The sequence below is a fragment of the Martelella sp. FOR1707 genome (assembly GCF_053484265.1).
In genome coordinates this window covers 249400-271938 of record NZ_JBAKFP010000006.1, presented here as the reverse complement: position 1 = coordinate 271938, position 22539 = coordinate 249400, and the positions used below count along the sequence as shown (strand labels likewise).

The 22539-nt window shown below is 62.7% G+C and carries 21 protein-coding genes; 9 read left to right on the top strand and 12 right to left on the bottom strand.

The window, feature by feature from the left end; genetic code table 11:
- Positions 1-25: 25 nt before the first annotated feature.
- Positions 26-811: a ComF family protein gene (locus tag V6765_RS18265; protein ID WP_448431389.1), complete on the bottom strand. Its 786-nt coding sequence runs from the start codon at positions 809-811 to the stop codon at positions 26-28.
- A 65-nt stretch (positions 812-876) separates the two neighbouring features.
- Here V6765_RS18265 and V6765_RS18260 point away from each other — a divergent pair, with 65 nt between their 5' ends.
- On the top strand, positions 877-1761 hold the full coding sequence (locus V6765_RS18260; protein WP_448431387.1) for a methyltransferase domain-containing protein: 885 nt from the start codon (positions 877-879) through the stop codon (positions 1759-1761).
- 4 nt (positions 1762-1765) lie between these two features.
- Here the strand turns inward: V6765_RS18260 and mutT are convergent, their stop codons facing one another.
- From mutT to V6765_RS18240, 4 genes are all read right to left on the bottom strand, one after another.
- The gene (gene mutT, locus V6765_RS18255; RefSeq protein ID WP_448431385.1) at positions 1766-2179 is read right to left on the bottom strand and encodes an 8-oxo-dGTP diphosphatase MutT; all 414 of its coding nucleotides are present in this window, start codon (positions 2177-2179) and stop codon (positions 1766-1768) included.
- Positions 2176-2928 carry a GNAT family N-acetyltransferase gene (locus tag V6765_RS18250; protein ID WP_448431383.1) on the bottom strand — a complete coding sequence of 251 codons (753 nt, stop codon included), beginning with the start codon at positions 2926-2928 and terminating at the stop codon, positions 2176-2178. The genes mutT and V6765_RS18250 overlap by 4 nt, the downstream gene beginning before the upstream one ends.
- A 114-nt stretch (positions 2929-3042) precedes the next feature.
- Positions 3043-4278 carry a bifunctional glutamate N-acetyltransferase/amino-acid acetyltransferase ArgJ gene (gene argJ, locus V6765_RS18245; protein ID WP_448431381.1) on the bottom strand — a complete coding sequence of 412 codons (1236 nt, stop codon included), beginning with the start codon at positions 4276-4278 and terminating at the stop codon, positions 3043-3045.
- 78 nt (positions 4279-4356) lie between these two features.
- Positions 4357-5220 (bottom strand): peptidylprolyl isomerase, encoded by an 864-nt coding sequence (locus tag V6765_RS18240; protein WP_448431379.1) that lies wholly within the window; start codon positions 5218-5220, stop codon positions 4357-4359.
- 334 nt (positions 5221-5554) lie between these two features.
- Between V6765_RS18240 and secA the strand changes: the two genes are divergently transcribed.
- The 3 genes from secA (at position 5555) to V6765_RS18225 (ending at position 11890) form a co-directional block, all read left to right on the top strand.
- Positions 5555-8329, top strand: coding sequence for a preprotein translocase subunit SecA (gene secA / locus V6765_RS18235; protein WP_448431377.1), 2775 nt, complete (start codon positions 5555-5557; stop codon positions 8327-8329).
- 284 nt (positions 8330-8613) lie between these two features.
- Entirely contained in the window at positions 8614-10815 is a 2202-nt protein-coding gene (locus V6765_RS18230) for an anthranilate synthase (RefSeq protein WP_448431375.1), read from the top strand.
- Between the two features lie 160 nt (positions 10816-10975).
- Positions 10976-11890: a cation diffusion facilitator family transporter gene (locus V6765_RS18225; protein WP_448431373.1), complete on the top strand. Its 915-nt coding sequence runs from the start codon at positions 10976-10978 to the stop codon at positions 11888-11890.
- A 52-nt stretch (positions 11891-11942) separates the two neighbouring features.
- Here V6765_RS18225 and V6765_RS18220 read toward each other — a convergent pair whose 3' ends face one another.
- Positions 11943-12983: an aldo/keto reductase gene (locus V6765_RS18220; protein ID WP_448431371.1), complete on the bottom strand. Its 1041-nt coding sequence runs from the start codon at positions 12981-12983 to the stop codon at positions 11943-11945.
- Positions 12984-13247: 264 nt separating this feature from the next.
- Here V6765_RS18220 and V6765_RS18215 point away from each other — a divergent pair, with 264 nt between their 5' ends.
- Positions 13248-13829 (top strand): ATP-dependent Clp protease proteolytic subunit, encoded by a 582-nt coding sequence (locus V6765_RS18215; RefSeq protein WP_448431369.1) that lies wholly within the window; start codon positions 13248-13250, stop codon positions 13827-13829.
- Between the two features lie 84 nt (positions 13830-13913).
- On the opposite strand, the gene V6765_RS18210 is transcribed toward V6765_RS18215, so the two are convergent.
- On the bottom strand, positions 13914-14285 hold the full coding sequence (locus V6765_RS18210; RefSeq protein WP_448431367.1) for a winged helix-turn-helix transcriptional regulator: 372 nt from the start codon (positions 14283-14285) through the stop codon (positions 13914-13916).
- 54 nt (positions 14286-14339) lie between these two features.
- Between V6765_RS18210 and V6765_RS18205 the strand changes: the two genes are divergently transcribed.
- The 3 genes from V6765_RS18205 (at position 14340) to V6765_RS18195 (ending at position 16142) form a co-directional block, all read left to right on the top strand.
- A complete protein-coding gene (locus V6765_RS18205; RefSeq protein WP_448431365.1) occupies positions 14340-14660 on the top strand; it encodes a nuclear transport factor 2 family protein in 321 nt (106 codons plus the stop codon).
- Positions 14660-15427, top strand: coding sequence for an SDR family oxidoreductase (locus V6765_RS18200; protein WP_448431363.1), 768 nt, complete (start codon positions 14660-14662; stop codon positions 15425-15427). Before V6765_RS18205 ends, V6765_RS18200 begins: the two co-directional genes overlap by 1 nt.
- A gap of 166 nt (positions 15428-15593) precedes the next feature.
- Entirely contained in the window at positions 15594-16142 is a 549-nt protein-coding gene (locus V6765_RS18195) for a BA14K family protein (protein ID WP_448431361.1), read from the top strand.
- Positions 16143-16191: 49 nt separating this feature from the next.
- On the opposite strand, the gene V6765_RS18190 is transcribed toward V6765_RS18195, so the two are convergent.
- The 5 genes from V6765_RS18190 to V6765_RS18170 all read right to left on the bottom strand — a co-directional run bounded on the left by V6765_RS18190 (position 16192) and on the right by V6765_RS18170 (position 21880).
- Complete coding sequence (locus V6765_RS18190; protein ID WP_448431359.1) at positions 16192-17448, bottom strand: class I SAM-dependent RNA methyltransferase; 1257 nt, start codon at positions 17446-17448, stop codon at positions 16192-16194.
- A 6-nt stretch (positions 17449-17454) separates the two neighbouring features.
- Positions 17455-18222 (bottom strand): TlyA family RNA methyltransferase, encoded by a 768-nt coding sequence (locus V6765_RS18185; RefSeq protein ID WP_448431357.1) that lies wholly within the window; start codon positions 18220-18222, stop codon positions 17455-17457.
- Between the two features lie 100 nt (positions 18223-18322).
- The gene (gene dxs, locus V6765_RS18180; protein WP_448431355.1) at positions 18323-20242 is read right to left on the bottom strand and encodes a 1-deoxy-D-xylulose-5-phosphate synthase; all 1920 of its coding nucleotides are present in this window, start codon (positions 20240-20242) and stop codon (positions 18323-18325) included.
- A gap of 419 nt (positions 20243-20661) precedes the next feature.
- Entirely contained in the window at positions 20662-21591 is a 930-nt protein-coding gene (locus tag V6765_RS18175; RefSeq protein WP_448431353.1) for a pirin family protein, read from the bottom strand.
- 34 nt (positions 21592-21625) lie between these two features.
- On the bottom strand, positions 21626-21880 hold the full coding sequence (locus V6765_RS18170; protein ID WP_448431351.1) for an exodeoxyribonuclease VII small subunit: 255 nt from the start codon (positions 21878-21880) through the stop codon (positions 21626-21628).
- Positions 21881-22115: 235 nt separating this feature from the next.
- Here V6765_RS18170 and V6765_RS18165 point away from each other — a divergent pair, with 235 nt between their 5' ends.
- Complete coding sequence (locus V6765_RS18165) at positions 22116-22514, top strand: acyl-CoA thioesterase (RefSeq protein WP_292058511.1); 399 nt, start codon at positions 22116-22118, stop codon at positions 22512-22514.
- The last annotated feature ends 25 nt before the right edge of the window (positions 22515-22539 follow it).

The window sequence follows — 22539 nt, the reverse complement described above, 5'->3', positions numbered from 1 at the left end:
CGTGTCCGGTATAACCGGCTGGCCTTCATATAGTTTCATCAAGCACGCGTGCAAAGGTCAAAATGCTGACATCGGCCGCGCCCTTGCGCTTCAGGAGCCGCGCCGCCGCCGAAACCGTGGCCCCGGTTGTGTAGACGTCATCGACAAGCAGGATGCGCCGGCCAAACACCAGGTCCTCGCTGTGCGGGGAAAGCACGAAGGCGCCGCGCACATTGTCCTCGCGGGCCGTGCGCGTGAGGCCCACCTGCTGGATGGTGCGCTTCTTGCGCCGGATCAGCCCCGGCAGGAAAGGCTTGCGGGAAAGGCGGGCGAGATGGCGGGCAAGCTCTGCCGACTGGTTGAAGCGGCGCGCCATCATCCGTGTTGGATGCAGCGGCACGGCGGTGATGCCGTCGCATTCCTTCACCATGCCGTCTTCGGCGCGCAGCATCCAGTTCGCCATCATCACCGCCAGATGGGTGTTGTCGCGATATTTCAGCGCGTGGACAAGATTGCGCACCGTGCCGGAATAAAACGCCGCCGAGCGCAGCCGGTCGAAATCCGGCGGATGGGCGAGCGCCTCTGCGCTCAGGATGCCTTCGCCGAGATCATGGGAAAACGGGGTGCCGAGCACCGCGCAGAAGGGCCGCTCGATAAAGCGAATATCGCTCCAGCAGGTCATGCACAGGGCCCGGTGCGAGCCGGTATTGCGCCCGCAGGCGGCGCAGACCGGGAGATAGATCAGATTGCCGAGCTGATTGAGCGCGCCGAGCGCGATCGCCTCGGAGCGGGCGGCGAGGTTTTTCAGAAGCGAGGGTTCGGGCGCGTCCATGTGCTTGACACTAGCGCGTTTCCGGGTGCATTTCGAGGCCGATTTGCGGGAAAGGACATTCAGCCATGGAACAGGTTTTCGATACCGCCCGCGTGGCGAGAAACCGGCTGCGCGCTTTCCGGAAAGGCCAGAAGGGTGCGGATTTCCTGCTCAATATCGTGGCCGAGGAACTGGCGGACCGGCTGGCCGTGGTCGAGCGTCGTTTCGACAAGGCGGTTGAACTGCATGGCGTCACCGGCGTCGTCGCCAATGCCGCGCAGGCGACGGGCAAGGTCGGCGAGATCGCGCGGATCGAGACCGATGCGGATTTTTTCGGCGAGGGGGAGGCGTTTTCGCTTGCGCCGCTCGAGCTGCCGGGGCTGGACGACCAGTCGCTGAACCTCGTGCTCTCGCCGCTTGCGGCCCATCTCATCAACGACCTGCCTGGCTATTTCATCCAGATCCGTCGGGCACTGAAGCCGGATGGCCTGTTCCTGGCGGCCATTCCCGGCAGCGGCACGCTTGCCGAACTGCGCGACTGTCTGCTGGCGGCGGAGGTCGAGGTTTATGGTGGCGCGAGCCCGCGGGTGATCCCGTTTGCCGATGTCCGCGATATCGGCGGCCTGCTCCAGCGCGCCGGCTTCACGCTGCCGGTGGTCGACCAGGAAACCTATACGGTGCGCTACGACACACTGTTTACGCTGATGGCCGATCTCAGGGCGATGGGGATGACCAACCCGCTTCTCGGCCGTTCCAACAAACCGGTCAGCCGAAGGTTCTTCCTGCGCGCAGCTGAAATCTACGCCGAACGCTACGCCGACCCCGACGGCCGCATCCGGGCCAGTTTCTCGGTGATCTACGTTTCCGGCTGGAGCCCGCATGAAAGCCAGCAGAAACCGCTGAAGCCGGGCTCCGCAAAAATGCGGCTTGCCGACGCGCTGAACACTGAAGAGATCAAGCTCAAGCGGTGAAGCGCTATAGCAGGTCCTGCAGGATCGGGATCAGCGGTTCGTCGGCGGGGGGCATGGGATAGTCGCGCAGGTCCTTCGCGCGAACCCATTTGATGGCCTGTCCTTCCTGGCCTTTGGGAATGCCCTGGTAGCGGCGGCAGACGAAGAGCGGCATCAGCAGGTGGAAATCGTCATAGGTGTGGCTGGCGAAGGTCAGCGGCGCGAGGCAGGCCACCTTGGTGGTGATGCCGAGTTCCTCTTCCATTTCGCGGATCAGGCACGCCTCGGGCGTCTCGCCCTGTTCGACCTTGCCGCCGGGAAATTCCCACAGCCCGGCAAGCGCCTTGCCCTCCGGCCGCTGCGCCAGCAATATCCGCCCGTCGGCGTCGATCAGCGCGCAGGCGGCGACCAGTAGCAGTCTTTTCGATCCATCCGTCATTGTTGTTCCCGCCAGTACCTGTAGCGATAGGCCTCGGTAAATCCGAGGCTCTGATAAAGAGCGATTCCAGCCGTATTTTGCGCGGTCACCTGAAGCCAGGCCATGCGCGCGCCGCGCCCCTTGGCCCAGCGCAGCATCGCGGCGGCGAGCTTGCGGCCGTGGCCCTGTCTGCGGGCGTCTTCGGCAACCGCGAAGGCCTCGATGCCGGCCATGTCGAAATCATGCACCGCAAGACCGACCGCATAGGGCTTGTCGTCTTCGCGGATGAACAGGCCGTGGGCGGGCTTGATGGCGGTTACAACCTCGGCAAGCCCAGCCTTTGTCAGCCCCTCAACCGGGTTGATCGCGAGCGAGGCATCGACGAAGCGCCCGACATCCTGGCTCGGCAGTAGCTCCACGGCGTCGGCGGTCTGAAATTCATTCAGATCGAGGGTCATCACCACGCTCTCGTCGAAAGCCTCCGCGCCTTCGGCGACGAGATAGGCGCCGATCTCGGGGGGCGTCAGCGGGGTTTCGCGGATCAGGAGCGGGCGGCCGAAAGCGGCATAATGGCGCTTTGCCTTTTCCAGCCGGATTTCCATGTCGGCGATATCCGACCGGTCGAGCACGGCGAGGCTGTTGAGCCGCTTGGAGGGGTGCCCGGCCGTAATCCGAAGCTGCCACGCGCCGTCATAGAGCACGTTCTTCGCCGGCCAGGCGCGCAGGCCCATGGCTTCCAGTCTGCGGACAAGCGGAAGATCAACGTTCAAGACGATTCCGATTCAGTGACGATCCATTTCGGTGGATGTAGTCGCGGGGAGGTGGGCTGTAAACACACCGGCCCCTCGTGAAGCGGTCTGTGTTGCCCTGGGGCAACGCAGGCCTCAGCTGCGATAATCGCCGTTGATCGCGACATATTCCTTGGTCAGGTCGCAGGTATAGACGGTCGCCTGGCCCTCCCCGATGCCGAGATCGGCGCGGATCGTGATCTCGTCCTGCCGCATCACGGAGGAGGCGTGTTCTTCCGAATAGTCCGGATCGCGTTCGCCCTCAAAGGCGACTCGGATATCGCCGAACCAGATCGCAAGCCGGTCGCGGTCGGCCTTTTCGCCGGCCTTGCCGACGGCCATGACCACGCGGCCCCAATTGGCGTCCTCGCCGGCAACGGCGGTCTTGACTAGCGGCGAATTGGCGATCGAGCGGGCGATCTCGAAGGCGGCGCGGTCGCTCTCGGCGCCGGTGACGTTGACGGTCACCATCTTGCGCGCGCCCTCGCCGTCGCGCACGATCTGGAGCGCGAGGTCCTTCATCAGCGCGTGAAGCGCGGCGCGGAAATCATCGAGGCGGGGATCGGTTGCGTCGGTGACGGGGTCCTGCCCCGGGGCCTTGCCGGTGGCGAATACCAGAACGGTGTCGGAGGTCGAGGTGTCGCTGTCGATCGTTATTGCGTTGAAGCTGTTCCCGACGCCCTCGGAAAGCAGAGCCTGAAGGGCAGGGGCGGAAATCGCCGCGTCGGTGGCGATGAAGGAGAGCATGGTCGCCATGTCGGGCGCGATCATGCCGGCGCCCTTGGCCATGCCGTTCAGCGTCACCGCGACGCCGTCGATCGTCGCGCCGCGGGTGGCGACCTTGGGATAGGTGTCCGTGGTCATGATCGCCTTTGCGGCATCCTGCCAGAAATCCGGCTTTGCCTGTCCGGCCATGTCGGCCAGAACGCCGGCGAATTTGGAGGCGTCGAGCGGCTCGCCGATCACGCCGGTGGAGGCGAGGTAGACGTCGCCCGTGTCGCAGCCGGCCGCCTCGGCGGCGGTCTTGGCGGTCAGCGTGGTCGCCTCCTTGCCTTTCTTGCCGGTAAAGGCGTTGGCATTGCCGGAATTGACCACCAGCACCTTCGCCGTGCCGTTTGAAAGATTGGACCGGCAGAAATCGACAGGGGCGGAGGGGCAGCGCGAGCGGGTGAACACGCCTGCAACGGCGGCGGGCTCATCGAAGATCATCATCATCACATCGGTGCGGCCCTTGTACTTGATCCCGGCGCTGGCGGTCGCCAGGCGCACGCCGTCGATGACGGGCATGGGGGTAAGGGATTTGGGCGCGAGCGGAGATACGGCAGACGACATGATGACCCTCTTCTTTGGCCGCGAATGTTTGTCGCGGCCGGATAAGAAACCGGCCCGCAATGGCGGGCCGGAAACTGGTTATTGCTGCTGCATTTTATTGACGGCGTCGTAGCTTTCTTGCAAGTCCTTATCTTCGATAACGACGGTATCGCCCTTTTTCAGCGCGTTGACGGCTTCATTGTATTTCTCGCCGGCCACGAGCTGCTGAAGCTGCGGCTTGATCTGCTCGAAGGGAACCGGCGCCTTCTCGCGCTTGTCCTCGACTTCGATCACGTGATAGCCGAAATCGGTTTTGACCGGAGTCTCGGTATACTGGCCGGGCTCCAGCGCGAAGGCCGCTTCCTCGAACGGCGGCACCATCTGGCCCTTGGCGAAGTAGCCAAGATCGCCGCCATCGGGACCGCTCGGGCCGGTGGAGTGCTCCTTGGCGAGTTCGGCGAAATCGGCGCCGTTGTCGAGTTCCTTGATGATTTCCTTGGCCTCATCCTCGCTCTCCACGAGGATATGGCGGGCATGGATTTCTTCCTGCTTCGGCGCCTTGGCGATTTCCTCGTCATAGCGCGCCTTCAGCATCTCGTCAGTGATCTGGGCATTGATCACCTGGTCGAAATAGGCGTTGTAGAGTTCCTGCTGCTGCAACTGCTCCATGCGGGTCTTGAACGCTTCGCTCTGGTCGAGACCTTCCTCCTTGGCGGCATCCGCGATCAGCTTCATGTCCACAAGGCTCGAAAGCGCGATGGCGCGCATCTGCTCTTCCGGCATCTGGCCGAACTGGCCCTTGAACTGATCGACGGTGCTCTGAAGCTCTTCCTCGGTGATCGGGGTTCCGTCGACGGTCGCGACCACGGTCTGGCCGGCATCGGTGTCCTGCGCGAACACCGGCGCTGCAAAGCTGACGGTCGTTGCGAGCAGCACTGCGGCTGCCAGGGTTCTTTTCTGCATAAGTTCACCTTTTCTATTGTTGAACGTGATCGTTGCGGCCCGTCGATATGCGCCGGTGATTGAGCGGGAATGTGGTCGCCGCTTCTCTGTCCGTCAACGCAAAACGCTGCTTTCCGTTGCAACCTTTCCACTTTTTAATCTGAAGAGAAGCTGAACGCCGGCCGGTTTTCCTCCGGTTTGGGGCCATCGCCGCGCGGCGTTCGACGTTGACATGGCGTGCCCCCCCTCTTATCTGTCTGCCAAGCCAGCGTCCTTCGACGTCCGGGCGTGCATCTATGCGAACAGGGCGCCATGTAGAGTTTAAATATGACAACTTTCGGAAAGAGCTATTGAAATGGTCTCACTCGGTGGCGTAGCCCGCAAATTGTTCGGTTCGGCCAACGAGCGCCGCGTCCGTGCCTACAGACCCCGCGTCGTCGCGATCAATGCGATGGAAGAGCAGATTTCGGCGCTTTCGGATGAGGCGCTGAAAGCCAAGACCGACGAATTCAAGAAACAGCTCGAAGACGGCAAGACGCTCGACGATATCCTCGTTGAGGCTTTCGCGGTGGTGCGCGAGGCCTCCAAGCGGGTTCTCGGTCTCAGGCCCTTCGATGTTCAGCTTATCGGCGGCATGATCCTCCATGAAAATTCGATCGCCGAAATGAAGACCGGCGAGGGCAAGACCCTGGTCGCGACCCTTCCGGTCTATCTCAACGCGCTTGCCGGCAAGGGCGTTCACGTCGTCACCGTCAACGATTATCTCGCCCGGCGCGACAGCGAGCACATGGGCAAGCTCTACGGCTTTCTCGGCATGACCACCGGCGTGATCCATCATGGGCTCGACGACCGCCAGCGCAAAGAGGCCTATGCCGCCGACATCACCTACGCCACCAATAACGAACTCGGCTTCGATTATCTGCGCGACAATATGAAGATGCAGCGCGCCGAGATGGTGCAGCGCGGCCACAATTACGCGATCGTCGACGAAGTGGACTCGATCCTGGTCGACGAGGCGCGCACGCCGCTGATCATCTCCGGCCCGCTCGACGACCGCTCTGACCTTTACGTGTCGATCGACAAGATCATCCCGATGCTGGAAGAGGGCGATTACGAGCTCGATGAAAAGCAGCGCTCGGCCAACTTCTCCGAAGACGGGATGGAAAAGCTCGAAAAGCTTCTGACCGAAAACGGCATGATGAAGGGCGCCTCGCTCTATGACGTCGAAAACGTCGCCGTGGTCCATCATCTGAACAACGCGCTGAAGGCCCACAAGCTGTTTTCGCGTGACAAGGATTATATCGTCCGTGACGGCGAGGTCGTGATCATCGACGAATTCACCGGCCGCATGATGCCGGGCCGGCGCTATTCCGACGGCCAGCACCAGGCGCTGGAGGCCAAGGAAAACGTCAAGATCCAGCCGGAAAACCAGACGCTCGCCTCGATCACCTTCCAGAACTACTTCCGCATGTATGACAAGCTGGCCGGCATGACCGGCACGGCGGCGACGGAAGCCGAGGAATTTGCCAATATCTACGGCCTCGACGTTGTCGAAGTGCCGACCAATGTGCCGATCGCGCGTCTCGACGAGGACGACGAGGTCTACCTGACGGTCCAGGAAAAATACATGGCGATCGTCGAGGAGATCAAGGAAGCCAAGGCCAAGGGCCAGCCGGTTCTGGTGGGCACGACCTCTATTGAAAAGTCCGAGCTTCTGGCCGCCGCCCTGAAAAAGGACGGCATCACAGATTTCAGCGTGCTCAATGCGCGCTATCACGAGCAGGAAGCCTTCATCATCTCGCAGGCCGGCGTGCCGGGCGCGCTGACGATCGCCACCAACATGGCCGGTCGCGGCACCGACATCCAGCTCGGCGGCAATCTGGAAATGCGCATCGAGGCCGAGCTTGGCGATACCGAGCCGGGCACCGATATCGTGACCAATGAGCAGGGCGAGCGGGTGGAAGTCGCCCGCAAGTTCACGCCGCCCGGTCCCGAACGCGACGCGAAGGAAAAGGCGATCCGCGAGGACGTTGCCCGGTTGAAGGCCGAGGCGCTGGCCGCCGGCGGTCTTTACGTGATCGCCACCGAGCGTCACGAAAGCCGCCGCATCGACAACCAGCTCCGCGGCCGTTCCGGCCGTCAGGGCGACCCCGGGCGCTCGAAATTCTACCTGTCGCTTCAGGACGACCTGATGCGCATCTTCGGTTCCGATCGCATGGAGAGCATGCTCACCAAGCTCGGGCTGAAGGAAGGCGAGGCGATCGTCCATCCGTGGATCAACAAGGCGCTTGAGCGCGCGCAGAAGAAGGTCGAGGCTCGCAACTTCGACATCCGCAAGAACCTGCTGAAATATGACGACGTGCTGAACGACCAGCGCAAGGTGGTCTTCGACCAGCGCAAGGAACTGATGGATTCGGAAGACATTTCCGAGATCGTCAGGGAAATGCGCGAGGAAGTGATCGAAAACGCAGTCAAGCGCCGCATTCCCGAGCGCGCCTATGCCGAACAGTGGGACGTCGCCGGCCTCAAGGAAGACTGCCTGCGCATCCTCAACCTCGACCTGCCGATCGAGAAATGGGCCGAGGAAGACGGCATTGCCGAACCGGAAATCGAGGAGCGAATCAACGAGGCGGCAAAGCAGATCGAGGAAAACCGCGCAAAACAGGCCGAGCAGTTCGGTCCCGACGTGGCGAAATATGTCGAGCGGCAGGTGACGATGCAGGCGCTGGATCACCTCTGGCGCGAGCATATCGTCAACCTCGATCATCTGCGTTCCGTCATCGGCTTCCGCGGCTATGCCCAGCGCGACCCGCTTCAGGAATACAAGGCCGAGGCATTCGAGTTGTTCCAGGCGCTGCTCGGCAATATGCGCGAGGTCGCGATCTCGCAGCTTTCGCGCGTCCAGCTCGTGCGCGAGGCCCCGCCGCCGCAGCGCGAAATCAATCCCGCCGAGGTGCGCGCCAGCCATATCGATCCCGCAACCGGCGAAGACGAGATGGCCGGCGAACAGGTCGCCTCCGGCGATGCCGCTGCCATGCCGGAAGAATGGAAGCACACCGGCCGCAACGAGCCATGCCCGTGCGGCTCCGGCAAGAAGTTCAAGCACTGCCACGGGCAGTTGATTGCCTGATTTCCGATCCGCATCTGAGGGTTGCAAGGCAGCCGGTGCGCCGGCTGCCGAATCCGCGCTTGCCAGTATCTGGCGGTTGCGCTACACATCCAGCATGACGATCACGATGAACAACATTGCAAACTGGTGGTGGGCTCGCTAACGGCGGCCGCGATCACGCATGTTCAGTTGATCTGACGAAGCCGCCCTCCAACGAGGCGGCTTTTTTGTTGGGTGCCGTCTTTGCAAGGGTTGAGAATGACCAGCATGCGGCGAGGCCGCATCACCGAGGTGGAGCAAGGAATATGAGCCTTCATGAGCGGCCCGATGGCGGCGAGAGCTATCTGACCAGAGGCGGCGTCGAGATTACGCGTACACGGCGCTTCGTGCCCTATGACGACGCGATCTCGAGCTATATCGAACGGCTGGATTCGTGCCGCGGCGCGGTGCTCTCCTCCAACTACGAGTATCCGGGCCGCTATACCCGCTGGGATACCGCCGTGATCGATCCGCCGATGGCGATCTCGTGCAATGGCCGCAATGTCTGGCTCGAGGCCTTCAACGGTCGCGGCGAGGCGCTGCTCGAACTGATCCTGCCCGCGCTGGAGGCCCTCGACGCCGTCACGATCCTAGCCCGCGAGGCCCGCCGCATCGATCTCAAGGTCGCCGAGCCCGACCGGCAGTTCACCGAGGAAGAGCGCTCCAAGGCCCCTACCGTCTTCACCGTGCTTCGGGCGATCACCGACCTGTTCTTCTCCGAGGAGGATGCCAGCCTCGGCCTTTACGGCGCGTTCGGCTATGACCTCGCCTTCCAGTTCGACGCGGTCCCGTTGAAGCTCGAACGTCCGCTCGACCAGCGCGATATGGTGCTCTACCTCCCCGACGAGGTGCTGATGGTCGACAACCATGCCGCCAAGGCCTGGATCGACCGCTATGATTTCGAAAAGGACGGCATTGCGACCGAGGGACGGGACGGCGCGATCGAGTCCGAGCCGTTCCGTCCCTCCAACAGCGTGCCCCCGAAGGGCGATCACCACAAGGGCGAATATGCCGAACTCGTCACCCGCGCCAAGGAAAGCTTCGTGCGCGGCGACCTGTTCGAGGTCGTGCCGGGCCAGCAGTTCATGGAACGCTGCGCCAGCAAACCCTCGGCGATTTCCAAGCGGCTGAAGGCGACCAATCCCTCGCCTTATTCCTTCTTCATCAATCTCGGAAACCAGGAATATCTGATTGGTGCTTCCCCGGAGATGTTCGTGCGGGTCACCGGCCGCCGGGTCGAGACCTGCCCGATCTCCGGCACCATCAAGCGCGGCGAGGACCCGATTGCCGACAGCCAGCAGATCCTGAAACTGCTCAATTCGCAGAAGGACGAGTCGGAACTCACCATGTGCTCCGATGTCGACCGCAACGACAAGAGCCGCGTCTGCGAGCCAGGCTCCGTCAAGGTCATCGGCCGGCGGCAGATCGAGATGTATTCGCGCCTGATCCACACCGTCGACCATATCGAGGGCCGGCTTCGCGCCGGCATGGATGCGTTCGACGCCTTCCTCAGCCACGCCTGGGCGGTCACCGTCACCGGCGCGCCGAAGCTCTGGGCGATGCGCTTCATCGAGAACAACGAGAAGAGCCCGCGCGCCTGGTATGGCGGCGCGATCGGCATGGTCGGCTTCAACGGCGACATGAACACCGGGCTGACGCTGCGCACCATCCGGGTCAAGCAGGGCGTGGCAGAAGTTCGCGCCGGGGCAACCCTGCTTTATGATTCCGATCCCCATGAAGAAGAAGCGGAGACCGAATTGAAGGCTTCAGCCATGTTGGCCGCGATCCGCGAGGCGGATGCGGAAACCCGTGCACCAGCCGTGCGCGCCGTCGAAAAGGTCGGCAAGGGCCTGAAAATCCTGCTGGTCGATCACGAGGACAGCTTCGTGCACACGCTCGCCAATTATTTCCGCCAGACCGGCGCGGAGGTCGCGACCGTGCGGTCCCCCGTGGCCGACGAGACGTTCGACCGCGTGGCACCTGATCTGGTCGTGCTGTCGCCCGGCCCCGGCATGCCGAAGGATTTCGATTGCAAGGCGACAATCAAAAAGGCGCGCGAACGCGGCCTGCCGATCTTCGGCGTGTGCCTGGGCCTGCAGGCGCTGGCGGAAGCCTATGGCGGCACGCTCCGGCAGTTGGCGGTGCCGATGCACGGCAAGCCCTCGCGCATCCGCATTCTCGAGCACGGCCGGCTCTTCGATGGCCTGCCCAATGAAATCACCGTCGGTCGCTATCATTCGATCTTTGCCGATGCGGTGGCGCTGCCGACCGATTTCACGATTTCGGCGGAGACCGATGACGGCATCGTCATGGGCATCGAGCATGTCAGCGAGCCGGTCGCCGCCGTCCAGTTCCATCCCGAATCGATCATGACGCTCGGCGGTGATGCCGGCATGCGCATCATCGAGAATGTCGTCGGCAAGCTCGTCGGCCATGCCGATGTTTCAGGCAGGAAAGCTGTCGGCTGAGACTTGCGGACGGGGACGTGATTGAGTAGCAATGCGATGCGGGCCTTCTCCGGCCCGCTTTGCATTTGACCCCGGTGGTCTCGAAAAAGTCTGCAATTTCACATCGTCATCAAGGAAGCCTCCCGGTTTCCTGAACGGTCCTACGCTATGGGAGCGCGCAATGAGCACAGGCCATGCCCATGGATCAAGCATGCCCCGCAAGCTTGCCATCGCCACGATCCCGCTCTCGCTCCTGGTGCTCGCGATCAAGCTCGGGGCCTGGTATCTGACGGGGTCGGTCGCGCTTCTTTCCGATGCGATGGAATCGATCGTCAACGTCGTCGCCTCGGTCGCGGCCCTTGTCGCCATCATCTACGCCTCCAAGCCCGCCGATCACGATCATCAGTTCGGCCACCACAAGGCGGAATATATCTCGGCCGTCATCGAGGGCGTCGCGATCGTCGTGGCGGCGCTCCTGATCTTCAAGGAAGCGGCGGGCGAATTGCTTGATCCGACAATGCCGACCGATATCTATATCGGTCTCGGCGTCAATGTGGTTGCAAGCCTGATCAACGGCGTGTGGGCCTATGTGCTGATCCGCGCCGGGCGGGCGGCGCGCTCGCCGGCGCTGATCGCCGATGGCAAGCATATCCGCACCGACGTGGTGACCTCGATCGGCGTGGTCATCGGGCTCGGGCTGGCGCTCGCCACCGGCTATCCGATCTTCGATCCGCTGCTCGCGCTCGCGGTCGGCGCGCACATTCTCTATGCGGGCTGGGGGCTGATCAAGGAGTCGCTCGGCGGGCTGATGGATACGGCGCTCACCCAGGAAGAATCCGACATGATTCGCCAGGCGATCATGGACAATGCCGCCGGCTCCTCCGGCGTTCACGATCTGCGCACCCGCAGGGCGGGTTCGGCGGCCTTCATCGATTTCCACCTGGTGGTCAGCGAGGACATGCCGGTGGGCGAGGCCCATGATATCTGCGACCGGTTGGAGGCGGCGATCAAGAGGGCGATCCCCGGCGCCTCGCTCGCCATTCATGTGGAGCCGGAAGGCGTAAAGCCGCACGGGGTGAGGGTGCGGCTTTCATGATGCTCGGTTCGATGCGGAGGCGGCCTTTCGGCGACCGCCCCGCACGCAGAGACTATTTTAGCGAGCGCGGCTCGGTCTTCACCTCGTTGCCAGACTGACGTTCAAGCATCCAGCCCGGATATTCGCGGGGCAGGGCGGAGACGGCGTTGAGGCGCTCCATTTCCTCGGCGGTGAATTCCACCGCGGTCGAGGCGATGTTGTCCTCAAGCTGCTCCCTGCGCTTGGCACCGACGATGACGCTGGTGACGGCAGGCTGGTAGAGCAACCATGCAAGCGCGATCTGGGCGACAGAAACACCCTTGGCGTTTGCGATCTCGCGCATTACGTCGATTGTCGCGAAGCCGCGTTCCTTGTCTACGGGCGGAAAGTCGAAGGCGACGCGGCGGCCTTCGCCATCCGTCTGGTTGTCGCGGTCATATTTGCCCGACAGGAAACCGCCGGCGAGCGGCGACCAGACCATCAGCCCGACGCCTTCCGATTTCAGCATGGGCACGATCTCGCGCTCGAGGTCGCGACCGGCAATTGTGTAATAGGCCTGCAGTGACTGGAACGAGGCCAGCCCCTTGCGTTCGGAAATGCCGAGCGCCTTGGCGATCTGCCAGGCCGCCCAGTTTGAAACGCCGATATAGCGAACATGGCCGTGGCGGACGAGCGTGTCGAGCGCCTCCAGCGTTTCCTCGATCGGCGTGGTGTTGTCGAAACCGTGGAGCTGGTAGAGGTCGATATGGTCGGTCTGCAGCCGGGCGAGGCTTTTCTTGACCTGCTCCATGATGTGATAGCGCGACGAGCCCCGGCTGTTCGGCCCTTCGCCCATGCCGCCGAACACCTTGGTGGCGATGACGATCTCGTCCCGGGGAATTTTGAGGTTCTTCAGCGCCTGGCCGGTAATTTCCTCCGACAGGCCTTCGGAATAGACATTGGCGGTATCGAGAAAATTGATGCCGGCGTCGAGGGCGGCGGAGACGAGTTCCTCGGAGGCCTTCTGGTCGAGTTGGCCGATGGCCGTCCACATGCCTTTGCCGCCGAAGGTCATGGTGCCGAGGCAGAGTTCGGAGACCTTCAGGCCGGAGTTTCCAAGTCGATTGTAACGCAAGGGAGTGTCCTTTCGCGTATGCAGAGTGCCGCGAATGCGAGCGGGAGGCACGTCATGCGGCAGAATGTTTCAATGATGATTGGATTTTGACAATGATAGCGTGGCCGTTGCCGATCACACCTTTTATCTGGTGTCGCGGACTTGATTTTTCAAGTGCCGGCACCGAATCCGGGCTTCATCGCGGCCTTTGAAGGCGCGGTCATTGTATTGCCGGTTCATTGGCATTAAGTCGGGAGATAACAATCCTGATTCCCGGAGTTGCAGATGAACGACGAAGAAGACGACAAGAAGACCGAACTGCCCTTGGGCAAGGAGGCGGAAGCCAATCTGTTCAAGTCGCGCTCGATCTTCATCTACGGGCCGATTACCCAGGAACTGGCGCAGCGGGTCTGCTCGCAGCTTGTCGCGATGGCGGCGGTTTCCGACGAGGATATCCGCGTCTTCGTGAATTCGCCGGGCGGGCATGTGGAATCGGGCGATTCGATCCACGACCTGATCAAGTTCATCAAGCCACGGGTGGTCATGATCGGTTCGGGCTGGGTCGCCTCAGCCGGCGCGCTGATTTATGCCGCCGCGCCGAAGGAAGATCGCATCTGCCTGCCGAACACCCGCTTCCTGCTGCACCAGCCCTCCGGCGGCACCCGCGGCCCGGCTTCCGATATCGAAATCCAGGCCCGCGAGATCATCAAGATGAACGAGCGGCTGATCAAGATCTTCTCGAAGGCCACCGGCCAGCCCGAGGAAAAGATCGCCAAGGATATCGACCGCGACTACTGGCTCTCGGCCGAGGAAGCGATCGAATACGGCCTGGTCTCGCGCATCGTGACGAGCCAGAGTGACATCTGAGCGTTTTTGCCAGTGATGACAAAAGAGCGGGTCCGTATTTGACCGCAATGCGGACCCGCTCTTTTTTGGCTGACGCCGCTTTTCCTATTCGGCCGGCGTCTCCGGCTTCTGTTCCGCCCACGTCAACAGTGCGTCGAGCGCCGGACAAAGCGCCTGCCCCCAATCGGTGAGGCGATATTCCACCCTCGGGGGCACTTCCGGGTACACGACCCGGCGCACGATGCCGTCGTTTTCCAGCGCGCGAAGCTGCTGGATCAGCATTTTCTGCGAGACGTCGGGGATCGCCCGTTCCAGCTCCGAAAACCGCATCACCCTGCCGCCGAACAGGTGGAAGAGGATCACAAGTTTCCATCGCCCCTCCAGAAAGCGCAGCGCCGTCTCCACGCCTGCGGCGGCGGTCTGGCTCGTGTACTTACTTTTGGGTTCGTACCCTACTTTTTTGTCCGTACTTGTCATTTATTCAGATTAGCCCACATCTTGCCGGCTCGCAACGAAACCAAGGAGACCATCATGCACGATTTACCCAAGGCGATCGCAACCTATCTGGCTACCGATCCCGGCGATACCGACACCGTCGCCCACTGCTTCACGGAAGATGCCACTGTGCGTGACGAAGGCAAGACCCATTCGGGACGGGCCGCGATCGGCGCATGGCGGGCGAAGACCGCGACGGAATATCAATATACCAGCACGCCGATTGCCGCCAGAAGCGAAGACGGCAGGCTCATCGTCACGGCTCATGTCAAAGGCAATTTCCCGGGCAGCCCCGTCGATCTGGACTATGCCTTCACCCTCAGGAATGACCTCATTCATACGCTGGAGATCAGTTGATGGGCATGTTCGAAGAAAAGCGCGCGCTCGTCACCGGCGGAACGCGCGGACTTGGGGCGGCGGTGGTCGCTCATCTGGCCGCGCGCGGCGCTGATGTGGTGACGACGGCCCGGTCGAAGCCGAAGGATGCGCCAGAAGGCGTCGCCTTTATCGCGGCCGATATCGCGACCGCCGAGGGGTGTGCGAGGGTGGCCGCCGAGACGATACGCCTTCTCGGCGGCATCGATATCATCGTGCATGTCGCCGGCGGTTCATCGGCGCCGGGCGGCGGTTTCGTCGCGTTGACCGATGACATCTGGAGAAACGAGATCGACCTGAACCTGATGCCCGCGGTTCGGCTCGATCGGCAGCTTGCGCCGCAACTCAGCCAGGGCGGCGTCATCGTGCACGTCACTTCGATCCAGCGACAGCTGCCGCTGCCGGAATCGACCACGGCCTATGCCAGCGCCAAGGCCGCGCTTTCGACTTACAGCAAGAGCCTGTCGAAGGAGCTGGCGCCCAAGGGTGTCCGGGTGGTGCGGGTATCGCCGGGCTGGATCGAGACCGAGGCCTCGGTGGCCCTTGCCGAACGCATTGCCGAGAGTTCCGAGACGGACTACGAGGGCGCGAAGGCGATCATCATGAGCGCGCTGGGCGGCATTCCCCTTGGCCGTCCGGCCCAGCCCGAGGAGGTCGCCAATGTCATCGGCTTTCTTGCCTCTCCCGCTGCCTCGGCGATAACAGGCGTCGAATACGTCGTCGACGGCGGTACGGTGCCAACAGTCTGAATCACGGTCGTCCGGCGCATTTTTTTGAACCTCCCGCATATTTCGCGCGTTTAGTAAAACCTAAACAAGCCGTTAATCCTGAGTTCAGGTGACAGGTTTTATGGTTGTCACATAGCGTACGAGGCCAATCCGGGCTTCGGCCTTAAAGAAAGAACGGGAGATGCAGATGTTGAATCGGGCAAAGAAAATGGTAGCCACCGCGCTCGCCTCGATTGTCGTGGCGACAAGCGCCATCCCTGCACAGTCCATGCCGATTTCCGTAAACCCGGCCGGCGCGGATGCGAGAATCGAACGCGTCGATGGTCGGAACTGGAACGGCGACCGGGGTGGCCGCAATTGGGATCGCCGTCATGGCTATGATCGCCGTCCCGGTTATGACCGTCGTCATCACGCCTATAATGGCAGGGGCGGCTATTACAATCGCGATCGCTACTACCGCTATCCGCCGGGCTACCGCCCGCCGCGCCCGGGTCCGAACTATCGCTGGGACAATAACGACAATGCTTGGGTTCCGCTCGCGGTTCTGGGTGCCGGGGCACTGATCATCGGCGGCGCGCTTGCGGCCGGCAACAACAACCGCCCGCAGCAGACCAACGGGCTGAACCCCAAGCATTATTCCTGGTGCGAGAACCGTTATCGTTCCTATCGCAGCTACGATAACACCTTCCAGCCCTATAACGGCCCGCGCCAGCAGTGCCTGTCGCCTTACTACTGAGTGCACGCTATGGCGTGACATCGAACCCCGGCGGTTTTCCGCCGGGGTTTTATTTTGCCCGGCTGAGAAGTGCCACGGCCTCCACGTGATGGGACCAGAGGAACTGGTCGATCGGGATCACCCGCTCAATCCGGTAGCCGCCATCAACGAGAAGCCGGAGATCTCGGGCAAGGGTGGCGGGGTTGCAGGAAACAGCGGCGATCTTCGCGAGTTTCGTGCGGGCGAGCTCCTCGGCCTGCTCGCGGGCGCCGGCGCGCGGCGGGTCGAACACCGCGCCGTCGAAGTCGGCAAGTTCGCGCGCAAGCAGCGGGCGGCGGAAGAGGTCGCGCCGTTCGCTTGTCACCGGCTTCAGCCCCTGGCGGTTGCGCACCGCGATATCGAGCGCGGCGAGCGCCTTCGCGTCGAACTCGACGGCGTGAACCTTCGATCTCGCGGCCAGCCTCAAGGCAAATGTGCCGAACCCGCTGAAGAGATCGGCGACATATTTGGCGCTCTTCAGATGCTTCACCACCAGCGCCGCCATAGCCTCTTCGGCCTCGCGGGTTGCCTGGGCGAAGCCGGAGGGCGGCGGGTTGACCGTCGTTCCGGCGATATCGAGGGCAGGGCGCACCGGCTCGACGATGATTTCGTCCTCATATGTCAGGCGGGCGATGCCCTTGACCGCCATCACCGCGCGGGTCGCGGCCTGCCGGCGCTTTTCTGACGGCGGCTTGAGGCCCGAGAAACTGATGTCGAGGCCCGTCTCGGTCTCCAGCACGGCAATCCGGAACGGGTCGCTTCCGCTCGCCAGAATGCCGGCCAGAAGCCTGAGAGCCGGCAGCCGCGCAAACAGCGCCGGCGAAAGCACCGGACATTCCTCGATCTCTACGATGTGATGGCTTTCGGGACTGGAAAAGCCGAGCACGATGCCGGCTTCGGTCTTGCGCGCGGAAAAGGTCGCCCGGCGGCGCTGGCCGGGAGCCGCAACAACGAGCGGCTCGACCGGACAGTCGAGACCGTGGGCGGAAAGCGCGTCGATCACGACCTGACGCTTGAACTCCTGATAGGGCACCGGGGCCAGATGCTGGAGCGAACAGCCCCCGCAGGTGCCGTTCTTGCCGTCCGGCCCGAAATGCCTGCAGGCGGGTTCCACGCGTTCGGCCGACGGTTCCAGAAGCGCGAGCATGACGCCTGCCGATTTTTGTCGGGCAATCGTGATGCGCTCTCCCGGCAGGGCGAAGGGCACGAAGACCGGCCCCTCGGGCGTCTGCGCAATGCCATCGCCCTTGGCGCCCAGCTTTTCAATGGTCACGGTTTCGGCGGCCATGGGATTTTATTCCTCTTCTTTGCCGGGTTTGCGCCCGGCGAGCAGAAATTCGCGGTTACCGTCGCCGCCCTCGATCGGCGAGGGCGCGATGCCTAGACTGTGCCAGCCCATCTCTTCGGTGAGCCACTTCTCCAGATCGGCGGTGATCACGGGGCCGAGCGCCGGGTCCTTCAGCAGGCCCTTCTTGCCGATATTCTCCTTGCCCGCCTCGAATTGGGGCTTCACCAGCAGCACGCAGACCGCGCCCGGTTCGGCGAGATCCAGAGCGGGCGGCAGAGCGAGCCTCAGCGAGATGAACGAGACATCGGAGACGACCCACTGCACCGGTCCGTAGGTGATATCGTCGCGGCTGAGGTTTCGGGCATTCAGCCCCTCAATATTGGTGACGCGCGGATCGTCGGCGATCCGGTCCGCCATCTGGCCGTGGCCGACATCGATGGCGGTGACGTGACGCGCGCCGCGTTCCAGCAGCACCTGGGTAAAGCCGCCGGTCGAGGCACCGATATCGAGCGCATGCGCGCCCTCCGGCGACAAGGCGAAGTGATCGAGTGCCGCCGAAAGCTTCAGCGCTGCACGGGAGACATAGTGTTCCGCCGGATCGTCAATCGCGATCACGGCGTCCGGGCTGACTGTTGCGCCCGGCTTTGCCGCCTTTTTGCCGTTGACCATCACCGCCCCGCGCGCAATCGCGTCGCGGGCCCGCGAACGGGTCTCGAAACGGTTAAGCGCGACCAGCAACTGGTCAAGGCGCATGGGGTCTGAAGGAGCGGTCATGGCCGCTCCATGGACGCTTTTGGCTTTCGGCGCAAGGTAATCTATTGAATCGACGCATCGTGCTTTCCGAAAATCGTAACTGATTTTCGGGCCGATGCGGTCAGCCGACCGTGCCGGTGGAAACGCCATGACGGCCGAGCGCGCGGAACACGGTTTCCACGATCCCGTCGCGATCAAGGCCGGCCTTGGCATACATGTCCTCGGGCTTGGCCTGTTCCATCCAGATATCCGGCAGCACCATCTGGCGCACGCGAAGCCCATGGTCGAGCAGGCCCTCATTGGCGAGGAACTGAACCACATGAGCGCCGAACCCGCCGACCGCGCCTTCCTCGATCGTCACCAGTACCTCGTGATGGGCGGCAAGCTGGCGGATCAGGTCGTGGTCGAGCGGCTTGGCGAAACGGGCATCGGCAACAGTCGTCGAAAGGCCGGCGGCGTTGAGCACGGTCGCCGCCTCGCGACATTCTCCCAATCTGGTGCCGAAGGACAGCAGCGCCACCTTGGAGCCCTCGGAAATGATCCGACCCTTGCCGATTTCGAGGATTTCGCCGCGCTCCGGCAATATCACGCCGGTGCCTTCGCCGCGCGGATAGCGGAACGAGATCGGACCCTCATCGTAGGCGGCGGCGGTGCGCACCATATGCATCAGCTCGGCCTCGTCGCCCGCCGCCATCACCACGAAGCCGGGCAGGGTGGCGAGATAGGTGGTGTCGAAGGAGCCCGCATGGGTCGGCCCGTCGGCACCGATGAAACCGGCGCGGTCGATGGGAAAACGCACCGGCAGTCCCTGGATCGCGACATCGTGGACCACCTGGTCGTAGCCGCGCTGGAGGAAGGTGGAATAAAGCGCGCAGAACGGCTTGATGCCTTCGCTCGCAAGCCCTGCGGCAAACGTTACGGCATGCTGCTCGGCGATGCCGACATCGAAAATCCGGCTCGGATAGATCTCCTCGAACTTGTCGAGACCGGTGCCGGACGGCATGGCGGCGGTAATCGCCACCACATCCTCGTCGTTGCGGGCTTCCTCGATCAGCGCCTTGGCGAAGACGGAGGTGTAGCTCGGCGCATTCGGCTTGGCTTTCGCCTGGTGGCCGGTGACGACATCGAAACGGCTGACAGCGTGCAACTTGTCGGACGCTGCTTCCGCCGGCGCATAGCCCTTGCCCTTCTGGGTCACGACATGGATCAGCACAGGGCCGCGGGCATTGTCGCGGGCGTTGCGCAGCACCGGCAGGAGATGGTCGAAGGAATGGCCGTCGATCGGGCCGATATGGTAGAAGCCGAGCTCCTCGAACATGGTGCCGCCCGTGACATAGCCGCGCGCATGGCCGACGGCGCGGGAGATCGCGCTTTCGATCGATTTGCCGAGATAGGAGGTGAGCCGCTTGCCGAAATCGCGGACCTCGAGATAGGTCTTGCCGGAGGCAAGCCGCGCCAGATAGGCGCTCATCGCCCCTGTCGGGCGCGCAATCGACATGTCGTTGTCGTTGAGGATCACGATCTGGCGCGCGCCAAGCGCGCCGGCATTGTTCAGCGCCTCATAGGCCATGCCGGCCGACATCGCGCCGTCGCCGATCACGGAGATCACATTGCGGGGATGGTCCTGCAGCTTGGAGGCGACCGCCATGCCGAGACCGGCGGAGATTGAGGTGGAGGAGTGGCCGGCACCGAAGGGGTCGTATTCGCTTTCGGCGCGGCGGGTGAAGCCGGAAATGCCGTTTTCCTGGCGCAGCGTCCCCATTCGCTCGCGCCGACCGGTCAGGATCTTGTGGGGGTAGCACTGATGGCCGACATCGAAAATCAACCGGTCGTCCGGCGTATTGAACACCTTGTGGATCGCGATCGTCAGCTCGACCACGCCGAGGCCAGCGCCCAGATGCCCGCCGGTGCGCGACACCGAGGATATCATCTCCGCGCGCACTTCTTCGGCAAGCTGCGGCAGATCGCGGTCGTGGACTTCGCGAAGGTCCTCGGGCAGCCTGATCCGGTCGAGAATGGAGGTTTTTGACGGTAGCGTCACTGTGGAGCCTCTTATACCAAGGACCGATGATTAGAACCCATATGACCGGCGCGATTTTGAAAGCCGGCTAGGCGAAAGCCGCAGTCGTAGCCATAGCTACGGCGAGGATTTTCAACGACGCCGGCTTTCAAAAGCGCCCGGCCCCGAAGGGGTGCGGCTGGAATGGCCCCCGAGGGCGTCAAAATCCTCGCGCGATGCTCTGGCATCGCTCTGCGGTATTTTCCTACTCGGATGGCCATTCCAGCGCGCATCATATGGGTCCTAATCATCGGTCCTTGGTATTCCGCCCTGAAAGACGTTGTTCCTGCCTGAAGCACCTGCGGCGCAAGCCGGAAATGCTCCCTGTCCTTGTTTTCGCGCGCCAGTGACCGGAAAACCGGCAACGGCTTTAGCGCGTCCTAAATCGTTTCTAGCGAATTTCAGCGTTCGGGCAAAGGAACAAATTCCTTCTCGTCTCCCGGCACTAGTCCGAACCGGCCCTGCCGCCAGTCTTCCTTCGCCTGTTCTATCCGTTCCTTCGAGGAAGACACGAAATTCCACCAGATATGGCGCGGTTTTTCCAACGCCTCACCACCAAAAAGCATGAGACGGCATCCGTGTTCCCCCGCGCCCTCGATTGTGATCGGGTCATTGGGGGCAAGCACCAGCAATTGCTCGGCATCGAAGGTATCGCCGGCTACGCCCAACTGGCCTTCCAGAATGTAGATCGCGCGTTCCTCATGCTCGGCGGGAAAGGAGAGCCGGGCGCCGGGGCGCAGCGCGATATCGGCCAGAAGCGTATCGGTATGGGTCTTCACATCGGCCTTCATGCCACAAAAATGGCCGAGCACGAGGCGTCCGCTGACGCCGGCCTCCGAAATGGTCGGCAGCGCGTTCTTCTCGGTATGGCCGAATGTCGGGTCGATTTCCTCGTCGCGTTCCGGCAGGGCAAGCCAGGTCTGGACGCCGGACAGGGCGTGCGGGCGCAGGCGCAGATCGTCGGGCGTGCGCTCGGAATGGACGATACCGCGCCCCGCCGTCATCAGGTTGACGTCGCCGGGGCGGATGACGGTGTGGTTGCCGAGCGTGTCGCGATGGCCGATCTCGCCGGAGGTGAGATAGGTGACGGTGGAGAGCCCGATATGGGGATGCGGCTTGACGTCGAGCGCCTCGCCATGGCCGCCGAACCGGGCCGGGCCCATGCGATCGAAGAAGATGAAAGGGCCAACGAGGCGGCGCTTGATCGTCGGCAGCGCGCGGCGCACCTCGAAGCCGCCGATATCGCTGGTGCGCGGGATGATCAACTGGGTGACGGCATTGCAGCTTGCGGCATCGCCGAATTCGGGGTCCTTGCCGGGAAAAAACGACATGTCCGATACTCCGGGCGCCGGTTTGCGCCGATTGCTATTGTGGGTCCAGCGGTTCCGCTCCCGCCGGCCGGCCATCGCGATCGAGGCGGATTTTCTCGACCCTGGCTTCCGCCGCGCTCAGCAGCTTTTCGCAGTGCTTCTTCAAGGCCTCGCCGCGTTCGTAGATCTTGATCGATTCTTCCAGCGCGACATCGCCGCGCTCCAGCCGCGCCACGATCGATTCGAGTTCCTCGACCGCGCGCTCGAAGCTGAGGCCGGTCACGTCGGTCGGTTTCGTTGCTTCCGTCATGGTCTGGCCCCTCGAGTTTTCGCGCGCATTTCGTTTCGGCAAGGTAATGCGCCCCGGCGCGATTGCAAGTCAAGCCGCGCGCTTGCTAACCATCAGATAACCATATCATGGCGTTTGACTTGGAAAGGTTCTATAGAGTGCTGAGCTTTTCCGCATTGCAGCGCGGCTGCGCCCTTGCGAAGAGCCGGTGAAAACGTGCGTAACGGCGTTGCTTAGCGCCGGGAAGGTGTGGCTGATGGATGAACTTCATCCTGAAAGAACGGAACTTCGCGTTCCCTATCGCGATATCGACATGCATGGGCGCATGCACACCGCCGCCTATATCGAGCATGCAGAAGAAGCCCTTGCGCGGTTCTGGCAGTATCGCCCGGAGGTGGAAAACGAACCCGCCTATGTCGTGCGCAAGGTCGGCTGCACGTTTTATCGCGGGCTGAAGAACGGCGAGACGGCGGATCTGGTGGTGCGCGCGGCCAAGATCGGCGGCAAGTCGATCGGCTTCAACGTCGCGGTGCAGGCCGGCAATCACATCGCCGCCGAGGTCGAACTGCTGTGGACAGCCGTCAATCGCGTGAACGGAGAACCCGCGCCCCTTCCGGAAGCGACGCGGGACTGGCTGTTCTCGTTTCTGGACTGAAGCGTAAACGGCTGATGCCGGCCCC